Annotated in this window: 10 protein-coding genes; 6 read left to right on the top strand and 4 right to left on the bottom strand. The window is 56.8% G+C overall.

What is annotated here, in order from left to right:
- Window positions 1–16: 16 nt before the first annotated feature.
- The 3 genes from AO068_RS15765 to AO068_RS15755 form a co-directional block, all read right to left on the bottom strand.
- Entirely contained in the window at window positions 17–763 is a 747-nt protein-coding gene (locus AO068_RS15765) for a fimbrial biogenesis chaperone (protein WP_058408844.1), read from the bottom strand.
- 107 nt (window positions 764–870) lie between these two features.
- Window positions 871–1,425 (bottom strand): fimbrial protein, encoded by a 555-nt coding sequence (locus tag AO068_RS15760; RefSeq protein ID WP_058408843.1) that lies wholly within the window; start codon window positions 1,423–1,425, stop codon window positions 871–873.
- A 356-nt stretch (window positions 1,426–1,781) separates the two neighbouring features.
- On the bottom strand, window positions 1,782–7,046 hold the full coding sequence (locus tag AO068_RS15755; protein WP_058408842.1) for an RHS repeat-associated core domain-containing protein: 5,265 nt from the start codon (window positions 7,044–7,046) through the stop codon (window positions 1,782–1,784).
- A gap of 280 nt (window positions 7,047–7,326) precedes the next feature.
- Between AO068_RS15755 and AO068_RS27085 the strand changes: the two genes are divergently transcribed.
- The 4 genes from AO068_RS27085 to AO068_RS15730 all read left to right on the top strand — a co-directional run bounded on the left by AO068_RS27085 (window position 7,327) and on the right by AO068_RS15730 (window position 22,320).
- The gene (locus tag AO068_RS27085; protein ID WP_080394902.1) at window positions 7,327–11,613 is read left to right on the top strand and encodes a hypothetical protein; all 4,287 of its coding nucleotides are present in this window, start codon (window positions 7,327–7,329) and stop codon (window positions 11,611–11,613) included.
- 49 nt (window positions 11,614–11,662) lie between these two features.
- Window positions 11,663–16,855: a hypothetical protein gene (locus tag AO068_RS15740; protein ID WP_058408841.1), complete on the top strand. Its 5,193-nt coding sequence runs from the start codon at window positions 11,663–11,665 to the stop codon at window positions 16,853–16,855.
- Between the two features lie 51 nt (window positions 16,856–16,906).
- Window positions 16,907–17,392, top strand: coding sequence for a hypothetical protein (locus AO068_RS15735; protein ID WP_058408840.1), 486 nt, complete (start codon window positions 16,907–16,909; stop codon window positions 17,390–17,392).
- 92 nt (window positions 17,393–17,484) lie between these two features.
- Complete coding sequence (locus AO068_RS15730) at window positions 17,485–22,320, top strand: RHS repeat-associated core domain-containing protein (RefSeq protein ID WP_058408839.1); 4,836 nt, start codon at window positions 17,485–17,487, stop codon at window positions 22,318–22,320.
- 84 nt (window positions 22,321–22,404) lie between these two features.
- On the opposite strand, the gene AO068_RS15725 is transcribed toward AO068_RS15730, so the two are convergent.
- Window positions 22,405–22,668 (bottom strand): helix-turn-helix domain-containing protein, encoded by a 264-nt coding sequence (locus AO068_RS15725; RefSeq protein ID WP_004659166.1) that lies wholly within the window; start codon window positions 22,666–22,668, stop codon window positions 22,405–22,407.
- A gap of 242 nt (window positions 22,669–22,910) precedes the next feature.
- On the opposite strand from AO068_RS15725, the gene kdpF reads away from it, so the two are divergent.
- Together kdpF and kdpA are read left to right on the top strand one after the other, a co-directional pair.
- A complete protein-coding gene (gene kdpF / locus AO068_RS15720; RefSeq protein ID WP_003406089.1) occupies window positions 22,911–23,006 on the top strand; it encodes a K(+)-transporting ATPase subunit F in 96 nt (31 codons plus the stop codon).
- 2 nt (window positions 23,007–23,008) lie between these two features.
- Window positions 23,009–24,703 (top strand): potassium-transporting ATPase subunit KdpA, encoded by a 1,695-nt coding sequence (gene kdpA / locus AO068_RS15715; protein ID WP_058408838.1) that lies wholly within the window; start codon window positions 23,009–23,011, stop codon window positions 24,701–24,703.

Raw genomic sequence — 24,703 nt, 5'->3', positions numbered from 1 at the left:
GCGGGCCTGCGCTGTTTCAGTCAGTCAGCGTGGCCGTAGCTGTTAGCGGCTGGCTGTAGCCGCCGTAATCGTTGATCGCGGCAAACACCACCTGAAGGCCCGGTACCGCTTTCGTTTCTTTGAGCTTGTAATGGCGAGAGCTGAACGGGCCAAGCATGGCGACTTCACTGACCTTTTCAGTCCTGCCACCGCCGGAGACGTCGAGGCGAATGAACGACACATGAAAGGGCGTCGGATTCATGGCGGTCAGCTCTGCCTTGCCGGCAATCTGCCGGACCGACCATTGCAGGTCCTTGAGGCGGGCAGTGGGGTTGTCAGTCAGCAGAGCCGGGCGATAAAACAGTTTGATACGGGTACGCAGGGCAATATTCAGTACATTGCCTTGCGAAGAGTTGGCCTGAGGTATTTCCTGCACGTTGAAGTAGAACAATGATTCACGATCGGAGGGCAGGTCTTGGGGCAGGCCATTGATCTGTACGTGTTGTTCCTTGCCCGGATTAAGGCGAAAAAGTGGCGGCGAAGGTGCGAATGGAACGACGGTGACAGTGTCGTCTGCCTCCGTATTTACCCAGGTCTGTACCGCGAACGGCCGATCACTTGGATTGGATATGACCACCGACGTACTGCGCTTGTCGCCATCGAATACTATGCGCGTTGCGTTGACGGTCAGTGCTGCCTGGCTGGCAGGTATATAGGCTGCGCACATGAATAACATCGTGCACCCCGCGAGGGCAGGTCTTTTAAAAGACTGTTGGCACATCATGAAAAGTTACCTTGTACGTTCAGATCCGAAACGGACCTGAACGTATTGAAGATGCTTCACGTGAAAAGACTATTGATCCTTACACAGTGAGCGAGTGGGTCGATGTATCAGTTAATCGCGACAACAAACTGGACATCCGCCGAGGCAGCACCGGCTTCGACTGTAGCTGCTGTCGAACGGTAGTAGGCGTTGAACACCATGTCGGTGACACCACTTTCGACCAGTGTGTAAGGCGCCGACGTGTCGCCTGGTTTGATCGAGACCCCGGTCTGGTCCTTGATGACAATCGCAACGCCCTTTGCCCCGTCGGCAGTAGGGGTGACGCCGAAGTAGTCGCCGCTGCTGTCCGCGTCACCGATGAAGGTGACTTTGGCCGCATTCAAGTTACCACTCGCCAGGCCGCAGTTGCCGTTGTCATTGACGCGCAGGGCAAAGCTCTTGCCAGACAGTTCGTCACCTATGCCGGTGAAGCGGCTGGCCTCGATAGAGCCCATGTTAACCAGGTTGCCGGTAGAGCCATCGCCCGGATTGACCACTTCGATAGGGCAGGTGGTGGAGGTTATCTTGCCTTCGAAACGGATGGTGCCGGAGTTGGCGGATGCGGCAGTGCCGGTCAGTGTGGTCGCCAGAGCAAGGCCTAGTACGGATAGCATTTTATTCACGATAAAAACCTTATAAGTATTAAAGTCACAAGAGTGCAAATGTAACTATTTATGGTGTCTTGATAGACAGTTTGTGTTGTGCGTCATGACGGGGCGGGAGTTTACAGCAGGTGCGTTAGTTTCGAAGTCTCTGGCGGACTTTGGTTAGTGGCGGGAGGTGTAGGATATTTCCTAAATTAGTGTCATACATTTAAAATCTTGAGTTTTTACGTTGTTCCGGATTTTTCATGGGTCTGTGCTTGTCTGTTCGGGCAGAGAATCCGAAGGGCAAATGTAACGGTATGGAAATAGAGGCGTTGACTGAAATGCCGCCGACAGCCACGAGCTTTTTGTCGGCGGCGGGAAGTCCAGCTTTATCACATGCGAGTATTGTATTGTTTAAGCTTGAATACGTTTCGCCCTAACTCGCGCATCGGTTCAAGAAAAGCCGTCCTTTTTTGAAGCCATGAAGGGCCGCTGGATGATGCTGTATTAGTTGCCGATTGCTGGTTGACCCTGGCGTTAGGCCCTTTCGTCGGCCGCGGGTTCGGTGGAGGTGGCACACGCCCCGACATGGACGCTCCTGGAATCCCCCCATCCCCAACCAATCCGGGTACGGCCGAATCCGCTGAAGCAGACCCACGTCGCGCAGCTGTTCCAGGCGCGGCATCGTCAAGTGCCCCGAGTGACGAGCGCCTTATTATCCCCTCAGTTCCTTCTTCTAAAACCTTCTTCGCAGCCTTGAGCGCGCTTTTAACCATACTTTTCAATAGCCCCCCAGCGATGTCCAGAGGTATCGCGGCATAGCCGACGTATTCTCCTATCCGAAGGGCTGTGTCGTCTCCTTTCGCTACACCATAAGCAGTGGCAGCCGTTGATGCAGCACCCAGAATGGTCCCTGCCGCCAGCCCCCCGGTTGCGACGTAGGCCACCGCCTGTGAGGTCATCGTGATACCCAGGACCGTTACAGGAACCGAGGCGGGCGCGGCCAATCCATACGATAAATATGTCGCGTAGGCACCTGCTACCGTGAACACTACGCCAAACGCAAGCATGACCCAGGTCATCGTTCCAATACCCCCCGACGTCTCTGCAGGGATCGCATCCTCATCGGGCCGTCGCAGCCTGCCACTCTGGGAGCTGGCGTCATGCCCGGTAGGGTCGCGCCAGGCAATGGGATTGCCCAGGCAATAGGTATAGGGGTTGACCCCGCCTGCACCAAAGGGGCTCAAGTAATCAGGGCTGTGAAAACGCATCATGCCCGGGTTGTAGGCTCTGTAGCCGTTGCCCAGCAGGTACCAGCCCGTGTCTTTTTCGCACACCTCGCCGTTGAACCCCGCAACGCTGAGCAGCGCGTCATCGCTGTGGCGTTCACCGTAGGCGCTGTAGACAGCTGTTCGCAACGTGTTCTGCTGGAACTCACCAACAACGCTCTGGTTCGCATCCGTCAGCAACAGCAGGGTTTCGGCAGGTTCTCCGATGGTCTGCTGGCCTATGGGTTGCTCGTCAATGTGCAGAAACTGAGTACGTCGGTCGTCCTGCACCGTGCTGCTCAATTGCTGGCCCTGATAAAAACGCAGTATTTCGCTGTCACTGCCATTGCGGGTGGTGGCCAGATGATCATGGCTGTCGTAAGCGTATATGTTGATCGGCTCACCTGTCGGTTTTTCCACCCGTAAAAGGCGGCTTTGACTGTCGTAGTACAACAGGTTGCCATGCTCGTCAGCGGACTGATTGCCGTTGGCGTCATAGCTGAACGTCGGGTCCGGTGTGTCCCGTGGAGGCAGGTAGGTGATGCCGAGTAACTGGCATCGGTCCCTGGAGTCGGGGTCACCCTCTTTGCCATAGCGGAAAATGGCCTTCTCAGTGCTGAAGCCGGCCTCATTGCTGACGTCGTCAAATCTGGTAGCGGTCAGGGTCATGTTGTCCAGCTCGTCGAAGATAAACGTCTGGTTGATGATTGCATTGCCGGATGCGTGCACTGGCCGGTTACTGCCTGAATAGGTGACGCCGCTCAGACGACCTCGAGCGTCATACTTGAACTCTTCCAGCAGCAGCGGGTTGCCCGCTTCATGCAAATGACGGCTTTGCATGAGCCCGTCGGGTTGCCATTGCTGTTTCAGCGTACGTACAGGGTGATTGCCGGCATTCTGCGTTCTGAGAACTTCCTGTCCTTGGTCGTCATATTCAATACGGTTTACCAGGCTGGTTCCGGCTACTGTGTCATGGGTCGTCATCTCGCAGGGCTGACCCAGTGTGTCATAACGGGTGGTCACCTCCACGTTGCCCTGAACGGCACTTTCGAGTCGGCCGAAGGTGTCATACCGGTAAATCGTTTCAACGCCTTTGACACTGTTTTTGACGCCGCCTTTGCTCCGGCCTTTGACTACACCTTTAACCGGGTTTTTGACGGCTTTTTGTTCGACATCGGTGCGATACATCGCACGGCCCTGCAAGGATGTCCGATGCAGGGTTTGCCAGGTCCGGCCTTGCAGATCTTCCCAGGTCTCTTTGGTCAGCTGGTTATGCGCGTCATAAGCGTAAGTGCGCTTGCCCTGCTTATTGGTGGCAGAGATCAGGCGGGCACTGACGTTGTCATACTCGAAACGGGCAGCGTCATCCGGTGCAGTACTGGAGACACTGGATACGATCTGATCGGTGAGTGCCAGGTTGTAGGTGTAGCTAATGTCATCACCCTTGGCCGTTTTGCGGGTTTTGATCTGCCGGTGACCGTCCTCATACTCGTAATGCTCGATACGTTGCCCTGCCTGGGCCAGTGTCAGACGCCCGAGCCCGTCGAACGTCTGTTGGCCTGTCAGGGTTTTGGTAATACCGTCCGGATGAATCACGTTCAGGCTGGTCGGCAGCTCGGTGGTGCTGAACGGTTCATATTCACGATGTGCCTCGCTGCTATCGGGCAAGCGTGTGCTGACCATGCGCGACCAGGCGTCATAACTGAACTGCGTTTTGTGGTCTGACGCATCGGTCTGTTCCGTGCAGCGTCCCATTCCGTCGTAGAGAAAGGTTTGTGAGCCCAGATCTTTTCCTGCTGCGTTCTGGCTCTTGATCCTGGCTGGCTTGCCGAACATATTCAGCCAGGTCTCGCTACGACCACTGATCAGGGGTTCTGCGTCACCGCTTTGCACCCACGTCTTCTGAACAGGACCGTTATGTTCTGCACTGCCGATGGGGTCGTAGTACTGGTGCGTCTGCACGCCTTGATCAGTGGTAACGACGGACTGGACGTTCCAGTCGTCGTAGGCGTAGGTGCTGCTCGTGGCGCACAGTTGCCGGTTGTCGAACCAGTCGTAATCCGTTTCGTATTGCACATTGTTCCAGGCGTTGTATTGCGCTGTATGGATCACGCACATTGCTTGCGGATCATTGCTGTCGATGTGGTCCCGTTCCTCGAGTATTGCCCGGCCCAGGCCGTCCATGACAGAGCGGGTCCTGACTTTGCGGGCGTCGGTCAGCACTTGTTCTGCCCTCTGTCCCCTGGCGGAACACAGGGTGTACTCGTACTCGCGACTGGCTTCATAGCCAGCACTTGAATTCGGGGCGATCGTTTCTTTGGTCAGCCGGTTGAGCGCGTCATAGACATAGCGGATCTCTACGCCTTCTTCCAGGGTCAGCAGCACCTGGCCGGTCAACAACGACTGCTGTTGCTGCTTGCTTATGCGAGCGTTGTCAAAGCCGATAGTGGTGATCTCTATCAGCTGTACCGGGACCTGCAAGTGTTTGCTGTTGCTGTTGCCCTTGCCCTTGCCCTTGCCCTTGCCCTTGTTGTTGCCTTTGCCCTTGATCTTGATCTTGATCCGGTTTTTGCCCTTGCCTTTGATCTTGATCCTGATCTTGCCCTTACCCTTGTTCTTGCTGCTGCTATTGCTGCTGCTATTGCTATTGCTATTGCTGTTGCTGTTGCTGTTGCTGTTGCTGTGACTGATGCTGGAGTGGCTGTACTCGTAGACGGTAACGGTGTCCTTTCCATTCAGGGACTCGATATTTCTCCCGGTTCGACCATGCTGGAAAGGCGCGTCCGGCTGGTTGATATGCTCCAGCAGGATCTTTTGCAACTCCACAGAGGTTCCATCGCTTTCAAGCTGCAGCAGTGTTTCGGTTTCCGGCACGATCCAGTCGGGTAACTCGCTGCCGGTCAGTGCAGGCAGCGTGCTGTAGCGATAACGTGTGGACAGGGTAGGGGCCCCGGACTGCGACGATGGCGCGGGTTTGACCACTTTTTCTTTCAGTCGGGAGACAAACCCTTCCGCATCGGCCGGGCAACCGTCGCCACCGCCGGCCGGGTACCAGCTGCTGACTTCTTTGATCCCGTCGGCGCGTGTATGCACCAGCGGATTGCCGTAAAGGTCATAGGTATAGGTGACGGTTTCTGTGCGCGTCCGCTCAGGCTCGTCCAGCCGTTGCCAACGGGTGGTGACTTCGCTGGGTAGCTGACAATTGTTGGGCTGCATGCAGTAACGCTCGCCCGGCCGAATGTTATAGGCGGTCGTGACCGTTTGCTGGTTGTTGTTTTGGGTGGTGACTTCAAGGGTCTGCAAGTGAAAGCGGTTGAAGGTTCGCTCTATGCTGCGCACAGCCTTGTTGTCGACCCACAGGCTTTCGGTACAGACATAGTTGTAGTCCTGCAGGTATTTATAGAGGTTGTCCAGGCCGTTGTCTTCCCAGGCGATGGTCAGCCCTGCACCGAGAAAATTTCGTGAGCGTTGCTGGCCGTCCTTGTAGGTATATCGCACATCGACCTTTGCCTGACCGAGGCCGGGATCGATGACGTGCCTGGTCACTCTGGGTAGGGGCTGGCGACCGGCGCTGTATGGAAACGCATGGCCTTCGTCCTGGTAGTAAACATCTTCGCTGCTTCCAGACGGTGTCTCTACATGCTTCACGTACAATTGCTGGTCGTTCTCCAGGCCATATTCAAAGCGCCATGACGCATTATTCTCGGTGGGCAGGGTGATGCGCGATACGCGTTTGTCGCTGCCGGCGAGGGTCATCAAAAAGCGCGCCAGTGGAGCACCGCCAATGCCCGCATACGGATGCAGTTTCAGCTCGACAGATGTGCTGCTGCGTGCAATTTCCAACAGCGTCTGACCCAGGTCGTCAGTGATCGAAGCAAGCCTGTAGGTGCTGCTGTTGAACGGCTTGTGCTTGAGCGTGATGCTGTGCCCGGACGGCGCGATGATTTTCACCGCCCAGGCCATTCTTTTATTGCCGCTGATGTGCAGCTCGAGGATTTCCACCAGACCTGATTTGTGCACCACCCGGTAGGACGTATCGTCCAGCTTGTAGAAGTGGAAGGTGTCAATTTTCTTTTCGGTCATCGTCCGTAGGCCGTTGCTGCCGGTGCCGTCGACCAGGAAGGTCTCGCCTGTGCTGAGGGACAGGATCTGAGTGGCAGGGTTGTATTGCGAAACCTGTAGGTTCCAGCCCATGCCATAGCCGCTGTCCAGCGTATTGAGCTGACTGTAGGACAGGTCGAGTCGGAACCCTGGTCCGCGCAGGTCATTGCTTTGCAGTTCGGGCATGCTGATCGATATGTTGTATAGCCCGGTGCGCGGGTCAACGCCGCTTTTCAGACAACTCATGAAATTGAGCGCGTTGGAGTGCACGGAAGTAGAAGCAGCCATGGAGCGGACCTCGCTGATTGATGCGGGACAAGCGCAGCGGTGTCTGACAATTGTGCAGTCCTTGCGCTCTGGTCATTGACGCCCCCCAAGCCTGAACTCCCTGAGGCGTCCGTGTGGCTGGAGGTCTTGCCTAACCCTAACAGTCCGAACCCGGGCAGCAACCTAGCACTAGTACTAGTGGGCAGCTGGTGGGCACCGGCGTAAAAAAGTCCTATCCGCATTGCAAGGTCAACCCTTGCGATACACCCATTCAGGCGGAAACGAGAAAGGAGTCTCACTCATGGCGCTGGATTTTCCCGCCCCCAAGGTGCCCGGCCTGCAGCAGCCCGGGAATTACCTCGACCTGGATCAGTTGGGCAGCGCCGACCTGCTCACCTGGATCGACTATCCAGGGATCAAGAACGGCGATCTGTTCATGCCCAACTGGCGAGGTTGCGGCGCCCTGGGCGAAGTGGACGACTACGTCAACGATTTGATCGAGGTCGCGGGGCTGCAGCCTGAAGGCATGCCGCTGATGATCAAAAACCCGTTGCTGATGAGGCTTGACAAGGGCTGGGTGTTTTACTCGTACACAGTCGACGGTAGCGTCGAGGAGTCCCGGCGACTGTTTTTCTATGTCGGCAAACGTCCGCCAACGGCTGCCGGGCTGGGGGTGCCGCAATGCAAGGAGTCTCACGATCTGAAGCTTGATCCCGGCCTGTTGTGGGACCTCAATGAGGTGTCGATCGTGACGCCGCCGTATCTGGCCATGCGCGAGGGCGACAGAGTGACCCTCACACTGGATCGTTATTTCGAAGACGGCAGCTCCTTGTACCCTCTGGTCGAGTCCCGGTTATTGACTGGGAACGAGGTGGGCCAGCCTTTGCGGTGGCCGATAACCGCTGGCGAATTTTTGATAATTGAAAATGGCGTCGCGCTGATGAGCTACCGCATCGAGTATGCCGATTCCACATTGATAACGGATTCAGTCCCCCAGTCACTGGCCATCGTCGCACCGTTAGCGAAGTTATTGCCGCCATTGAGGATCAAGGATTTCAACGGTGGCTCACTGGACCCGGAAGCCTTCCCTGGCGGCATCACCCTGTTGATCGATCCTTTCGGCATGCAGATTGATGACGATGTCGTGGTTTACATCTCCAGCGGCAATCTGCTGGTGCAGACCCTGAGGGCCGACATATCCAATCTCGACAGTGGCGTACTGCAGTTCTCGCTGGCGAAGACCTGGCTTTGTGCCAATAACGGCAAGGAAATCGAGCTGGTGTATCAGTACGCGCGACCAGGCCATGCCGCCAGCTCGTTGCCGCGCAAGGTCATGCTGAGTCTACCGCTCGATCTTCCTGTGCCCATAGTCGACGACGCCGAGATCGAGAGCTCTGAAGAATGGGGAGTAGAGGGCTATATCTATGCCTCGTGGCTGCAGAACGGGGTGAAAATTCGCATACCGGACGGTGCTTTCATCGGTGACGATTCCACGGTACAGATGCACTGGGAGGGCAATACAAGCACGGGCAGCTTTATCGCTGATCCTTCACCAGACGATCCGCGCCTGTTCATCATCCCGTCCACGGCGGTTCCGGCCAATATGGGCAAGTGGGTAGAGGTGTATTACAAGGTCGTTTCGCTGTCGCAGTCAGGCACTTCGCCGGTATTCAAACTGGAAGTCAGAGGCCTTGTCGGCGTTTGGCCGGTTATCCAGATCATGCGACCACGCATTACCGATACCCTGCTTTACCTCGACCGTGTGCCGTCAGAAGGTGCGGGTCTGGACCTCGCATCCTGGGCCTACATGGCACCCGGGCAACGGGTACGAATCAAGGCCATTGGCTTGTCCCAGTCGGGTTCGCCACAAGCGGTCGGGCTACGTACCGGCGCAGCCGAACCGCTCAGTGAGGCGGAATACCAAGCCAGGCAGGTGTCGGTGATCATCCCGAAGGACTTTCTGGAGAGTCTGCAGAGAAACGAGCTGACCAACACCGTGGCGGTTGAAGTCAGCTTTGATGACGGGGCGACTTACACACTGTTTCCGTCTATCGCTTTCATCGTACTGGACGGTCATTCTTTACAGGCCGGCGGGGTGGCGCAGGACGCAACAGCCACTGGCATGATCCCACACATGCAAGGACGCAACCCTATGGCCAATAACACGCTGAACCACCTGACCGAGTGGATGAAAGACCCCGCTAACAATGTTATGTGGGGTTGGGATTCCATCGCTGCAATGGCCCGAGGCGAGGTGAATAACCTCTTGCTTCAGGAGTATGTCGCGCGTTTTTCGTCGGACACGTGTCTAAAGCCTGTCAGCGGAGAGGTGATACTGAGCGACGGGTTTAAAGAATGTATTCACAATTTTATTCTGGATGCGCCCAGGCTGGCCTTCTCGAACGATAACCTTGGTCAGTCTCATGCGACATTGACCTGTTCGATTCTGGGCGGAACCCAATTGACGATGAAGAATAACGTCGATAATTGGGAAGCCTACAGGGTTATCCATATCGATGCGCTGCAAGGTCCGAAGCTGACACTGGATCTCGCGCTGGAAAGGGTCCCGGGCAATATCGAGAGCGATGGCCGGGTGCGGCTCGACCTCAAGGACAGTGACAATTTCATTCTTACCTTCGCGGCTGACAGGGCTGACCGGGCACTCGGCGGAGATTTTTTCAAAGCCCTGTTCAATGATTTGCCGGACGATGAGCGCATATGGACGCTTGGCGTGATCAAGCGTGGCAGCAATGATCTGATGCACCCTCAGTCTTTCAAACTGCGCACCCAGACCAATCCTGCTGCACCTCTCGACCCGCATGCCGCCAACTATGGCGACGGGGCCGTGCTGGTGTTCATTCGCCTGGAGGGCAGTCAGGAAGACGGCGACATCCCGGTAGAGTACCAATACCTGATACCGGATGATGTCGGGAAAGATTACTCAGCAACAGTTTTGTTCAGTGCTGAGCGTACGTTCAAGGCGGCACTGTTCATCGGCGAGGTGACCAAGACCATTGCTTCGGTTATTGCAGGCGTGGATTTCGAACCTGTTCATGATGGCTCCGGCCGACTGGTCAAGGCGACGGCCAAGTCGGGCAGATTGAAGACGTCCGAGTCGAGCAGCCGGGATGTCGAGGTTCAAATCGATGGCGTGTCAGTCATGGCAAATGTTTACAAAGCCGAGACCTGGCTTGAGGCGTTGGAGAGCACGCCTTTGTCTGTGGAACTCATTTGCGATGGCACGGTGGCATTGACCTGGAAGCCCAAAGCTACACCCAGCGTTTTGCTTACGTTGCCAGGCCAGACGGTACTGGTCATGACCAAGGTCATCACGGTCGATGTACGGTGCATTTATACCTTCGCCGAAGAAAACAACGACCTCGTTCTGACCCCCAGCCTCACGATAAATACCACCAGCGGTGAACCGGCTGTCGGAGATTTGGATCCACCACCATTGAGTGTGTCATTAGCGTTGTTGATAGGGGCAGTAAAGACGAATTTCGAGACCCTTGACACTCATCCGTTCGAGTCCGGGATCAGGGCCGTACTAAAGGGCAAACTCGCTACGCGTGTGCCGATCAGTTCGTTCATCCGGGACAGTATCAATCTCAATTTCAACGAAGCCATTGTGCCTGATGTACTGCGTGCGCCCAGAGACATAGCCGCCTTCGGGCGCATCAATAGTTCCGGGGCAGACTTTGTCGTCAGCCCGGCGGAGCATCTGATGGTAGTCGACAGTTCCACCACCTTCACCACTCAACCGCTGGGGTTGAGTGTGACGTGGGGTGTCGAACGTCTGGATGGTCATACGCAGAACTACGGTGCCATCAATGGTGCCGGCCGGTATTACGCGCCAGAAAGCTCGGCAACCGAGTTTCCGTTCACACGTGTTCGGGTGACGGCCACTGACATGAACTCCAACTATCAGAGTTCGGCGCTGGTCACGATCGTGACCAACCCGATCACCCTCAATCCGTTGATTCAGGTGTGTGACGCCGGGCAGATTGTGGAGCTCGAGGCAGGCTCGCTCGGCACAGAAGAAATGCACTGGTCGCTCAAGGATCCGGTTCCTGGCGAAAGCGGTGTCCTGGAGCCCAGCCCACTGGCTGACGGTGATCACCGTTACGTCGCGGCGCAGCAGGTGTCCGGCAAAACCTACCTATTGGATCAGATAGTCGTGACCAGTGGGCAGGCGAGTGTTTCGTCGTGGGTACTGGTAAAGCATCAAACCCCACTGTTAACCGTGAAAGTTGTAAGAACCGTGGAGGTTTCGGAAGTTCTGGAGGTTGCGAAGGTCGGCAAGCCCGTGGACGTTGTGACCATTCGTGCCGATCAGGTTCAACTGCAAGCGTTTACCGATGGCGTTACGCCGGTCTGCGTCGAATGGAGAATAGGCGCCGGGAGCGGGAGCATCAGTGACGGCTTGTACACCCCCGACATATCGTCGACTGACCGGTTTGTGCTTATTTTTGCCGAAGCCGATCATCCACTCTTCTTCGTTGAGGGGCATATCATATTGCCGCTACCGGTGGACGGGTTTGCCACGGAGCTGGAATTGATGAAGGGCAAAGAAGTACCGGCGTCCTGACCCAAGGCACATCGGTCTTATCTATATCAACATCACAGGAGGTGATGTCATGGCTGGTTATTCAGCGGAAAGTCTGTTGGCATGGATGAAAGATAACACGCGTCTCAGAGGCTGGGACGCGATCATTGCTCTGGATGGCGACAAGGTCAACGAGCTCCTCGACCATGTTTACCAACAGAGTCTGGCTCAGGGAATGTCGCGTCCGGTGCCGGACGGAAGTATCACGATTCCCGATACGTTTGATTCCCATTTTTTCTCGGGCTGCGTTCTCGGGGCACCAACCTTGTCGTTCAAGCACAGCGTTCTGGAGAATTCACTGCTGGCCTGGCGCATTCCGGTTATCGCCGGTTTGCATACCGTGCTAGAGAACGCTCAAGGGCAGCACAATGTTCACAGAATCGCAGCCTACGACCCACTGAATACGCCGGGCCTGGATTTCGATCTGGAAATGAGCAGTCAAAGCGCGGATCTGGTGGTGGACCTTGGTCTGGCTAAAAACCTTTCACTGGATTTTCCGGGCCGTTCTACCGAACGAGAGAAGATCGGCGACTTTTTTCAGGATTGGTTCAGCAACCCGGAAAATCAGGAGCAGCAGTTCAGGCTGGGTATTTTCAACGAGCAGAGCAACGAATTGCTCAATGTACGTAGAATTGATGTGCGATCACAGCTTGAAAGCCCCAATGCTGTATCGGTCCATAAAAAAGGCGCGTTGCTGCTGTTCACGACCATGCAATACGGCGTGACGGGCGGGATTCCGGGTGGCGACTCCGACTTCCGTTACCTGATTCCCAACGATGCTCAGCATTCGTATTCGGCGACCGCCGTGTTTTCCTCTCACGCACTGCACCGTGCTGCCTTTGGCCATGCGGCGATACGGATGCTGCAAGCGCCTGAATTCAGCTTCAACGTTCCGGACGATAAACCACTGCAGCAGATGGTCGCTCAGGCCGGCACGTTTGCAGTTCCGGCTGGAGAATATCGCAGCGCGGAATTCGTCTTTGAATCAGAACCCTTCAGCGTTCAGGCCTTCAACGCCCAGCATCCCCTGACCATTGACTTCGAGTACGGCCAGACCACGCAGACCTGGGAATTTCCCTGCACGCTGGGTTTTCGCTACAGAGCGCTGGACAGCGATGAATGGCAATCGCACAGCGCTACCTTCAACATCAGCCTCAAGCATGAGTTTCATCTGCTGGAAGGTGAGTCAGATGATCAAGCAGTGGAAGGGCATCTTTATACACCTTACCTGTTCGACCATGAGGTCAGCGCCGTTCCAGGAACGCTGGACAACCTGAGTGTCAGGGAGCTGGAGCAGGTCAACGGCTTCGTGGCCTACACCGTCAAACACGCTGTGCTTCAAGGGTTGAGCAAAACTCTGGATGCTACCGGCGCCGAGCGTTTTCTGGGCGGCTGGTTATTGCCTGACGAGCAAGTTTTGCAACCCGTACTCAAGCGTCTGCCTTATGACCTGGCCGTGTTCGGTCGTATCGATCCCGGTGCGTCCACGTTCAGTATCGCCGGGCACCAGGCACTGATCGGTACAGGCGAAGAGCTGCAATTGACCACCCAGCCTGCGCGGGCGGGCATCGTCTGGTCTCTGGAAGATCCTTTGGGTGGCGATGCTGAAGGACTGGGAAAAATCGATATGCAGGGCCGGTATACGGCTCCCGCAACGCTGCCCGCAAGGCAGGGTTTTCAGCGTGTACTGATCAAGGCGATGGACCCGGTGTCGGGGCATGACAGTACCGCGGTGTTGACGGTGCTCACCAGCAGCGTCAGCGTCAGCCCGTTGATTCAGGTGTGTAATTACGGTGAACGGGTAGCGCTTTCAGCACGCAGTTCGCGCGCAACCAGCCTGAAATGGACGGTGGTCGATCCGGTAGCCGGAGAAAGCGGGACGCTTGAGGACGGCGTCGATGCACCGCATGAGAAGTTTTACGTCGCCGGTGCAGGGGGGGCAGGGAATACCTATGTCCTCGACACAATAACGGTCAGCGACGATCAGCACACCCAGTCAATTCAGGTTCTGGTTCTTCGCCACTCACCGATGCTGTTCATCACGCTTGTCAGCGTCAATGATCAGCGTGCCGAGCTGAAAGTCGTCGTCAATGGTCATGACCTTCAAGTCACCTGGAGTCTTGGTGGGCCGGGTTCTATAGACGCGACGGGTGTGTACAGCTGTGATGCCGAAGCACCCGAACGCTACGTTGTCGTGTTTGCAGAATTTGAAGACGAAGCTTTGGGCAAAATGGCCGGGCACTTGATTCTGCCGTTGCCATTGAGTGGTTCCTCCGGTGTGTTGCAGGCACTGAACGGGACAGCGGGGGGCACGGCGGCTAATGCAATGCCCCGTTCATTGAGCGGTATTGTGCAGCGAGCGGGTGCAGGTACCTTGACCCAAGGCTGGGGAGCCGTCGCGGCGGTCAGTCGCAGCGAGCTCAACCTGCATATAGAGCAACAATACATCGAGCGCTATCAGGATCTGGCCTTCTTGCCATTGTTCACCGGCGACATCGTGGTGGATGAGCGACAAGGCGACACTGTTCGTCTGAAACAGGTCGAGCTGGGCGTGCCGGTCCTGTCGTTTCTGCCTGACTCGCCGGGCTCCAGCAGTGTCCTCGTCACGATGAACATCGTGTCTGGCCGTTACAGCGGCTTGCATCAGCCGGAGGGGAGTGTAACTACCGTGTCCGGCAGCTTCATCATCAGCGAGCCCATGGGCTTCTGGCTGGCGATGACTGTCGACCTCTTCGTGGATGAGGAGGGGCATGTGCTGCTCGATCTGGCCGGCGGGGCTGGCGTTGCCTGTAGTCTGGGGGGCGTCGATGATGCGATCAACCAGCGACTGGCGGATTTCTTTGCTGAGGAGTTCAAGGAAATTGCGCTTCATCGCCGGGTTTTCTCAGTGCTGCAGGCACAGCTCAATCGCTATCATGTTCAGACTCCAGGCAGCTTGCGGCTTGTTACCCGCGCTGCGCCGCGTTCAAGCGATGCGCGTATGGACACTACTACCGGTGATGGCGCGCTTGTGCTGTTCATGGGCGCGCAGGATGGCGACGCTGAAGGCGTGTTTGCGCCGACAGATGATTTCGTTTATCCGATACCTGATGATCGTGGGGCAGATGGTCAGCCAATCTACGGCACGGTGCTGATGCTCTCGCAAGAGACTCAGTCGATGATCGAACGTGAACGTCTGCACGTGGCGGACTGCCTGAAGTTCACCGGTGGACGCGTATTCGAACCACTTGAGCAATACCGTCCACATGACCTGCTGTTGTTTGGCAGCCTTCGTTCGACACAGGCCAGCATTACACCCCTGTTTTCGACCCTGAAGGCCGGGCAGACTCAGCGATTTGTCCTGCACAACCCGCAAGGCGAAGAAATACCGGCCACCAGCTGGAGTGCGTTAAGCATTAAAAGCCACCTGGCTGCGGGAAGCGGCAGCATCTCTTCCAGCGGTGTTTACACGGCACCGGGGCTTGAGGCGATTGGCCATGATGCGCTGCGCGTGGTCATCACAGCCACGTATGAAGAGTCAGGCGCTGTCGTCAAGGTCTCGGCTCTGGTGGGAGTGGTATCACGCAGCATGGAGTTGGCGCCATGTGTAACGGTAGTGCCAGGGGGGGCTGTGCTGCAACCGGTCTCGCTGGCGGCTTCGACGCTTGACGGCAGCCCGCTGAGCTGGGCGTTGCTGGACCCCGAGCTTGGCAGATTGAGTGAGGTCGGCAAGGGCGCGCTCTTCATTCCGGATGCCAGGTCCGGAAAAAGAGCACTGGCGGTGCAACAGATAGGGGCGTTGGGTAATGACCGTGGTATCGCTACGGTGCTTATTGCCAACGGGCAGCAAACGCTGCGTATCGAGCCAGCTTTCGTACCCAGAGCACGGCCAAATGTAGCGGTGCAGTTACACGATGACAGCGCACTGCTGCCTGGGCTTGAGCGACGCTGGGAAGTGGCGGGTGGGCTAGGCACTGTTGATCAGCAGGGGCTTTTCATGCCGCCCGATGAGGCGCTTGTCGCCAGTAGCGTGGTGAGCTGTGAAGTGCTGAGCAATGGGGTGGTTATGGCGTGCGGCTATAGCGTCATCGAGTTGTCCGAAGTCATCGATGAAGAAAGTTGGGAAGACATTACGGTGTTTACCGTCACGGTTCCTGGCTCGTCATCGCCTTACGGTAATACAGGCAATCTGTACCGCAACGGTTATCAACAACTCAGGCTGCAGATCAAGACCCAGATAACGCCGCACAACAGCATCGAGTACGAGCTGAGTCCCACTGAAAGGGCCTCTATGCGTCTGGTAGACGATGAAACCGGCCAAAATATCGAGTCAGTACTCTCCCATCTCGAAGGCATGCCCGAGGGGGATGTCCAAACGTGGCGCGTGCGCAGTCAATATAACCGTTTCGAGCTGTCCGGGGCCGGCGTCTTCGCTGCTGAATCGGGCCTGGATGCGCCACGGACAATCACGCAGAACTTCTTCCTGCACAGCCGGGCGAAATCGGGTTTCGTCGGCGTCTTCCACGCGAAATTTCAGGATGACAACGGCGATTGGTGGACCTCTTTGGTTGTTGAAGAGATGAACAGCAAGGTTGAAATCACCCCGCGAAACTTGCCCAGGTTCGATGCCCGCAATTACACCTTCATTCCGCGGCGTGCACATGGGGATGGCGGAGATCCTCCGGTTGATCCGCCGTCGAGTGAGGCTCCGGGCTTTGGGGAGGATGTGCATTTCGATTACCAGTTCGAGACCACTGATTACTGGACGCTGGCTGTCATTAACCCCGATACCCAGCAATGGGTGAATTTCGAGACGCTGAAGTTTCTGCCCTCCAAGCCTGACGGTGACGTGATCAATACGTCGATCATTCTCTGGGAGAGCGAGCAGGACGAAGAAAAAATGTTCAGCTGGACGGGGTTTGTTTTCGACGACCCTGCGGTTATCGGTGATGTAAGCAAGGTGAACTTTGACGAAGCGCTCCAGGACGTGATGGGGGATGTTCACACGTTGGACATTGACGTCAAGATGTCCTTATTCGAGACCGGCAAACTGGTCATCAGCCTGCACCGCCTCCGGGGCCTTAAATATATCCCGGCAGGTGACCCCGCACGCGACAAATTGATGGGGGAAATAGTCGTCCTGTTGCTCGATAAGCAGGGCAATGCCCATAAACGACGAATCGGTTTTCTGGCCACCGGCGTCGGCAGGCGCAACCGTCTCATGCATACCCTCTATTCGGTATAGAAGCCCGAATGAGGCATTGATGCCACACACCGACAGGGAGTCATTATTATTATGAATGCGCTAAGTAAAACCTTTGCCTGTGTAGTGCTTGCGGGTTTGACAGGCTGTACGCTCGTTCCGTCCCACAGCCCGGTGCCAAAGCCCCCGGCACAGGCGGTTCGACTGATCATGCTCGCAGCAAACGCTGATGGCGGAGGTAAGAACTGCAACTTTCCCGCCAAGGACGAAACGGTTTATCTCAACAACAAAGATCATGATTGCACGAACGATGAGATGAGTTTTATCAAGCTGGATAATGTGCGCTCAGCCATGAAGATATACCTGGAATCCAGAGATTGTAATGATTCGGGAGGCTGGGTATTTGGGCTCGAGACTTATATCGACCCCCTTACAACACCCTGGATATCCATCGACCAGCTCAGAAGCAAGCCGGTCGGCACCATGATCAGTCGCGGCGTTGTTGTGATCAGGGAGTATAACGGCGGTGAAAACATAAAAGGCAAGTTGTCCTGCGTCCGTGTCGATGTATCGAGTTAGTCGTTAGTACAACTGAACTTGTCAGGCCTGCTTAACCGTCGCCCCCGTGGGCGGCGGTTATCTTAATACATAACGTTCGAGGTTCATGTAACATGACAGCATCGACTTCCGTACACTCCAACGCGTTCAACTTCCTCAGTTATGTACAGAGCGGCGTTGACCCCCGCACCGGGCAATACACGGTGGCGATCACCCTGCCCGATGTCAAAACCAACGGGTTGCGTGGCCCAGGCATGCCACTGGCACTCAACTATAATCCTCTCAACCGTCAGGACAGCGGCTTTGGTCTTGGCTGGAACCTGCAATTGTCGCAGTACGATCCGGGTAAGCAGATCGTATCGCTGAGCAGCGGCGAGACATTCAAGGTCGATGGCACCGGCGACGGCCAGATGCTGATGTCGGAAAAGAAAATCGACAGCTTCCACTTGTACAAGGAGGGCGATAACAACTACCGGGTGATGCACAAGTCCGGTCTGGTGGAGCACCTCGAAATGCGCGGCAGCGGGATCAACAGAGTTGCGCTGCCGGTGCGCGTATTTGCCCCTGAAGGTCACAGTATCACGCTGGATTACGCTTCTTTCGGCGGGCATCAAATGCTCAGCGAAATCAAGGATGACTCGGATCAGATCCTGCTCGGCATCAGCCGCGACGCAACGTCGGTGAAGCTGCGCATGACCACTGGCGATGGCCCGGATGCGACATTCGTGATGGTGCTGGGTGGGTCGGATCACCGTGTCAACCGTATCGAATTGCCGACCGACAATGCTGCCTCCTGGCGTTTTGTATACAACACGATCCGTGAACATTTATGCATGACGGCGGTGGAAACACCCGCTGGCGGCCGGGAAGAGATCTTTTATACCGACAGCGGCCATCAGTTTCCTGCGAGGGCGGCACGCGCTCCTCTGCCCAGAGTCACGCGCCATCGCACGACGCCCGGCCTGGGGCAGGCGCAAATGGATGTTTATTACACTTACAAGGACAGCTTCGGGCGCGAGCGCAATTTTCTGGGCGCAGGGCTGGATATCGCTTGGGAAGACAATGGTCTGGACAATCTGTATCTGTACCGCGGGGCGGAGCTGTACGAGTATTCGTCGACCGAAACATTGCGTGTCGAGGTCGCGGGCAAGGCTGATGCCGAGCGCAGCATCGAACGAACCTTCAACCAGTTTCACCTGCTCACTCGAGAAACCACGCGCAAGAACCTTACCGTCATGCAGGTGGACACTCGTTACTACATCGAGCCGGGAGAACCCTTTGAGGCTCAGCTTGCCTACTGTCAGCTGCCCAAAGAGGTCCAGACCACCTGGCGGCTGTCGTCAGACGGCAGTGTGCCGCGCAGTGAGACTGTCAGCAGCACGTATGACAAGCACGGTAATCTGCTGACTCAGACTCAGGCCAACGGTGTGGTCGAGGCCAGTGAATGGTATCTGGCCGACGGCGAGGACGGATGCCCGAAGGACCCTGAAGGCTTCGTCCGCTGGATGAAAAGCAGCAAGGTCACCCCGTCGGTATCCGGCTACGGCAAGGCGCCGATCCTGATCACCCGCTATCGCTACCTTGCGTTGCCAGCAGTGGGTGGCGGCCAGCTACAGAAATGGCTTGCACCGCAAAGCGAGACGTTACTGATGCAGGCCCCTGACGGTGAGCAGGAACAGCAACGCACGACCTACGAATACTTCGATGAGCCGAACAATGCAGTCCTGCACGGTCGGCTCAAATTGCAGCAAGTGATCATGGGCGGGAAGGTGACCAGCATAGCGTACGCCTACAGCATTCCTGTGCGCCTCCCCAGGAACACCACTGAAAGTGCTCCCGAGAACACTCCCGAAAGCTTCCCTGAGAGCAGCCGTTATGCCGCGACAGTGATGCAAACCGTACAGACCGTCACCGGCTTCGATGGCGCGAAGAAGGTCATTACGCTGGAGGATTCTCTGCTCGATGGCGAACCCTTGCTCAGTCGCGACGACAACAATGTGGAAATTCGTTATGTCTACGACAGCCTGCGACGTGTGCTGAGTGAAACCGTGGCGCCAAATGATGAAACCTACAACGCGACCAGAAGTTACGAGTATCAGCTATGTGCCAGGGCGACTGATCAGGCCATGCAGACGCTCATCGACGTCAAAGGGGTAAAAACCTGCAGCTACTTCGATGGCCTCAACCGAGTCGTCTGTGAGGAACGGGATGACGCAGATAATCCTGCGCGCGCCGACAAGCCTCGCCAGACCTACGCGGCTGTTTACGATGCGTGGGGGCTTATGGTCAGTGAGACCGAGTTTGACTGGCTGGGCCAGCAGGATCTGGCGCTCAAGAGCGTCTTCGAATACGACGATTGGGGCAAGCAGCGCTGCGTCACCGGGCCGGATGGCGTCAAGACGTTCGAAGAGACCGACCCTATTGGTACGGCGCAATCGCAGGGCCCGATTCAACGTAGCTGGATCGAAGGCAACGCTGGCGGTAAAAGCGAGTTCACCGAGACCTGGATGAACCTGTTCGAACAGCCGACCCGCAGCGAGCGAAAGGATCAGGCTGAAAACTCGGTCAGTCTGAGCCAGTACCATTACGACGGCCTTGGCCGCCGTGTCGAGGAAATTATCGGGGAAGCGGGCGGCGAGCGGCGCACCACCTCTGTTTACGACGTCTTTGATCGGGTGATCGAGTCCACATTGCCAAGCAGGGCCATCGTGCGTCGCAGCTATGCTGGCTACAGCAGCGAAGACTTGCCCGTCAGTATCGGCATCGAGCACAACGGCAAAAGCATTGTGTTGGGAGAGCAGGAGTTCGATGGGCTGGATCGTCTGGTCAGCTCTGTCACCGGGGGGCGTAAACGTACGCTTGTTTACGACCCCGGTCTGCTGCAACCCAAATCGATAACCCTGCCCAGCAAGCGGAAAATCGACTACGAATACAAGCCCCAGGTGGGTGATGAGCCGTGGCGCAGGGTGCAGTCCGAAGCTGTGCCTGAACCTGAAACCACCTGCGAAGTTGATCCGCTGAAAGAGTCCGGGCCTGTCCGGACTGCGGAGCCGGGTGTGGCTGCCGATTACAGTTACGATAAGCAGAATGCTCGTCTGCTTCATTCCTCGGAGCAGGGCGAGATACTGGATCGCGAGTATTACAGCACCGGCTCGCTGAAAAGCGAGAAGCGCACCTCGGCAGGCAAGACCTACGACATGTTCTACAGCTACAGCCGATTGGGCCTGCTGCTGTCTTACACCGACGTACTGGGACAGGAGCAGGTCAATCGCTATGACAGCTGCGGTCGTCTTTACGAAACCTCGCTGGGTGAGGTCTATTCAACGTTCGACTACGACACTGTCTTTGGTCGCCTCGCAAAAATCACCACCACCGACAAGACCGACGGCAGCCGCGAGAGAACCGTCGCGATCAGCCTTGAATATGATGATTTGGGTCGGGAAGTAAAGCGTACGTTTGACCTCGACGGAGTCGAGCAACAGATGGTTCAGGTCTACGATGATGTGGATGACATGGTCCAGCGTACCCTGCGCCAGGGCACGGAAACACTCCGTGACGAAACCTACCGTTACGATACGTCCGGTCGCCTGGCTCAATACCAATGCACGGGAACTCAGCGGCCAGTGGACCCCTATGGCAGGACCCTCCGCGCGCAGATTTTCATTTTCGATGGCGCGAACAACCTGACGCTCGTCACGACTCGCTTCAATGACGGCAGCGACGACAGCAACAATGACGATACCAACAATGCCAGGTATTTTTACGAAGCTGACGACCCGGTGCAGTTGAGCCGGGTGACGAACACTAACGATAAATACTACCCGTCTGAAATCAAACTTGAGTACGACCTGGACGGCAACCTCAAAACCGACGAAGCCGGACGCACGCTCAAATACGACCCCCTCGGCCGCCTGATCGAAGTAGGCACGCCCTCGGCCGGCATTCATTACCAGTATGACCCCCAGGACCAACTGACCGGGGAGACCCGTGGCGACGACAGGGACCTGCGCTTCTATAGCGACGCAGGGCTGGCCAATCAACTCGGCAGCCATGCCCAGAGCACCTTCATGCGTGGCGACGACTACCTGCTGGCCGAACAGCAGAGTGATCACACGCTGCTGCTTGCCACCGACGGCAGCGATAGCGTGCTGGGCGAGGTAGGTGCCGACGGCGCCAACCGGAGGAGGTATACGGCCTACGGCCACGCCAGCAGTGAAGTCCCCCCACTCGGCAAACTGGGGTTCAACGGCGAACTGGCCGAGGCGGATAGCGGCTGGCAAATGCTGGGGAATGGTTATCGGGCCTACAGCCCGGTGTTGATGCGCTTCAACAGTCCCGATAGCTGGAGTCCGTTTGGCAAGGGAGGGGTGAATGGGTATGCGTATGTCGAGGGAGACCCGGTGAATAGGGTGGATCCGACGGGGCATAGTCCTTGGGGGGCATTGATCAGACTTCTTACGGCGCCTCTCAGTTCGACGGCCAAAAATATCCCCAAAAGCCTCCTCAAGACCAGATACGGTGAGCCGGCCCGATTAAGTAGAGTGACGGTTAAGGATGTCGTAAATATTGACAAGCATGTGGCGAGAAAAGCGGTAAAGTCGGATGTCGCGTTCAAGAAACTGCAAAGTGTTCAGACGAAACTTGATCGTGCAGTTTCCAAAGGGCGTGATACTTCAAGGCTCGCCAACGAATACAAAACTGCACAAGCAAACTATCAACCGTTTCAGGACCTGTACGAGGTTTCAACGTTTGCCAAAACTAATGTCGGGCAACGAGCGATCACTCCCTATGCAAGAGATTTGTTCAAGCAATCGGCGAAAGCGTTTGATATTGATCAGGGTGTCACTGCTCAACAACAAAGGATAGCGCTGGCTAATGCTCTGGCAAAGAGAGATAAAATAAGAGTTCCCAACGCGGAGCGCAGTTACCTGGGTGATGGGAATTCTTGATGGCACGCGTTTTCCCAGAGTAACCGGGCAACAACAGATTTACTGTTGCCCGGCTTAACTCAAAAGCTTGAAATACGTTTTACATCACTCCACCAAAATAACCCCCTGCCTGATCGCCATCACCAGCGCCGCCTTCAATGACGTCACCCCGAACTTGCGGCGGATATTGCTGGTATGAAAGTGCACGGTCGCTTCCGTGCACCCTTGAATACGGGATATCTCCCACGCGGATTTGCCGATCGCCACCCATTCCAGGACTTGTCGTTCCTTGACAGTCAACTGGACAGTGGCGGGTGTGGTGTGGGAGGGCGGCGTGGTGCCGGGTGGTTTTCCGTTGTCGCGAAGCATGGTGAAGTCCTTTTCCTGAAGATCGCCGCACCACGATACCCCCGCCACCCCCAACGCGAACCTGACATAAATGACAGCGCTGGAGGTCCGCGAAGGCCTTGCGCCGTCAAGGCTGTAGCGCTTTTTTACAGCTTCTTTACGCCCCGACCAGCCTGTCGATCTCGCGCCTTTACACCCTGCCTGCGGACAATCTCCCCACGCGGCCTGTGCCGTATCGGTGTTGCCTGATGGGGGAAATTTCAATGAGCGTTATGGATGGTATCTCGCTGCTGATGGGAGTCGGGCTGTTCATCTATCTGCTGGTGGCGCTGTTGCGCGCCGACCAGAGTCAGGAGTGATCATGCACAGTTACGATTATCTGTTGATCCTGGCCTTTCTGGTCCTGCTGCTGGCACCCGCGCCTTGGTTGGGGCGTTTCTATTATCGGGTCATGGAAGGCGAGCGCACCTGGCTGAGCCCGGTGCTGGGGCCGGTCGAGCGGGCCTGCTACCGGATCTCCGGCATCGACCCGAAAACCGAGCAATCCTGGCAGCAATACATGTGGGCCTTGCTGGCTTTCAACCTGGCAGGCTTTGTCGTGCTGTTCGCGATGCTGATGCTGCAAGGCGTGCTGCCGCTCAACCCGCAGCAGTTGCCGGGCATGGAGTGGTCGCTGGCCTTCAACACGGCGATGAGCTTTATCACCAACACCAACTGGCAGGCCTACAGCGGCGAAGCGTCGCTCAGCTACCTGAGCCAGATGGTCGGCCTGACCGTGCAGAACTTCGTCAGCGCCGCCACCGGTCTCGCCGTGCTGGTCGCGCTATGTCGCGGTATCAGCCGTCGCTCGTCGCAGAGCCTGGGTAACTTCTGGGCCGACATGACCCGCGCCACGCTCTATGGGCTGTTGCCGATCAGTATCGTGCTGGCCGTGTTTCTGGTCTGGCAGGGCGTGCCGCAGAACTTCGGCCATTACATTGATGCGCTGACCCTGCAAGGCGCGGATCAAAGCCTGCCGATGGGACCTGCGGCCAGCCAGATATCGATCAAGCAGCTGGGCACCAATGGCGGCGGCTTCTTCGGCGTCAACTCGGCGCATCCGTTCGAGAACCCCACTGCCTGGAGTAACCTGTTCGAGTTGGTATCGATCCTGCTGATCCCGGCTGCACTGGTGTTCACCTTCGGCCACTACGTCAAGGACATGCGCCAGAGCCGCGCGATTCTCGGCTGCATGCTGGCGCTGCTGTTGATCGGCGGCGCGGTCTCGCTGTGGGCCGAGTACCAGCCCAACCCGGCACTGAACATCGCCGGTGTCGAACAGACCGCACCGCTGGAAGGCAAGGAAACCCGCTTCGGCACCACCGGTACGGTGCTGTGGTCAGTCGCTACCACTGCGGCTTCCAACGGCTCGGTCAATGGCATGCATGACAGCCTCAACCCGCTGACCGGCATGGTTGCGCTGGTCAACATGATGGTCGGTGAAGTGATTTTCGGCGGCGTGGGTGTGGGCCTCAACGGCATGCTGCTGAACGTACTGATTGCGGTATTTCTCTCCGGCCTGATGATTGGCCGCACGCCGGAATACCTCGGCAAGAAGCTGCAAGCGCAGGAAGTCCGGCTGCTGGTCGCCACCTTGCTGGTGATGCCGGTCGGCGTGCTGGTGCTGGGCGCGATTGCTGCCAGCCTGCCTGGCCCGGCCGGTGCGGTCAGCAACCCCGGCCCGCATGGTTTCAGCCAGTTGCTGTACGCCTACACCTCGGCCACGGCCAACAACGGCTCGGCGTTCGGCGGTTTCAGTGCCAACACCCTGTTCCACAACCTGATGCTCAGCCTGGCGATCTTCATTGGCCGCTTTGGTTACATCCTGCCGGTGCTGGCACTGGCTGGCAGCCTGGCCATGAAGAAAACCGCACCACAGGGTCAGAACAGCTTCCCGACCCACGGCCTGCTGTTTGTCACTCTGCTGACCGTCACCATTTTGCTGGTGGGTGGTTTGACCTTCCTGCCTACCCTGGCACTGGGGCCGATTGCCGAACACCTGAGCCTGGGTTTCTGA

It is taken from the genome of Pseudomonas sp. ICMP 3272 (assembly GCF_001466905.1).
Lineage (GTDB): Bacteria > Pseudomonadota > Gammaproteobacteria > Pseudomonadales > Pseudomonadaceae > Aquipseudomonas > Aquipseudomonas amygdali.
This window is presented reverse-complemented; position numbering and strand designations above follow the sequence as displayed.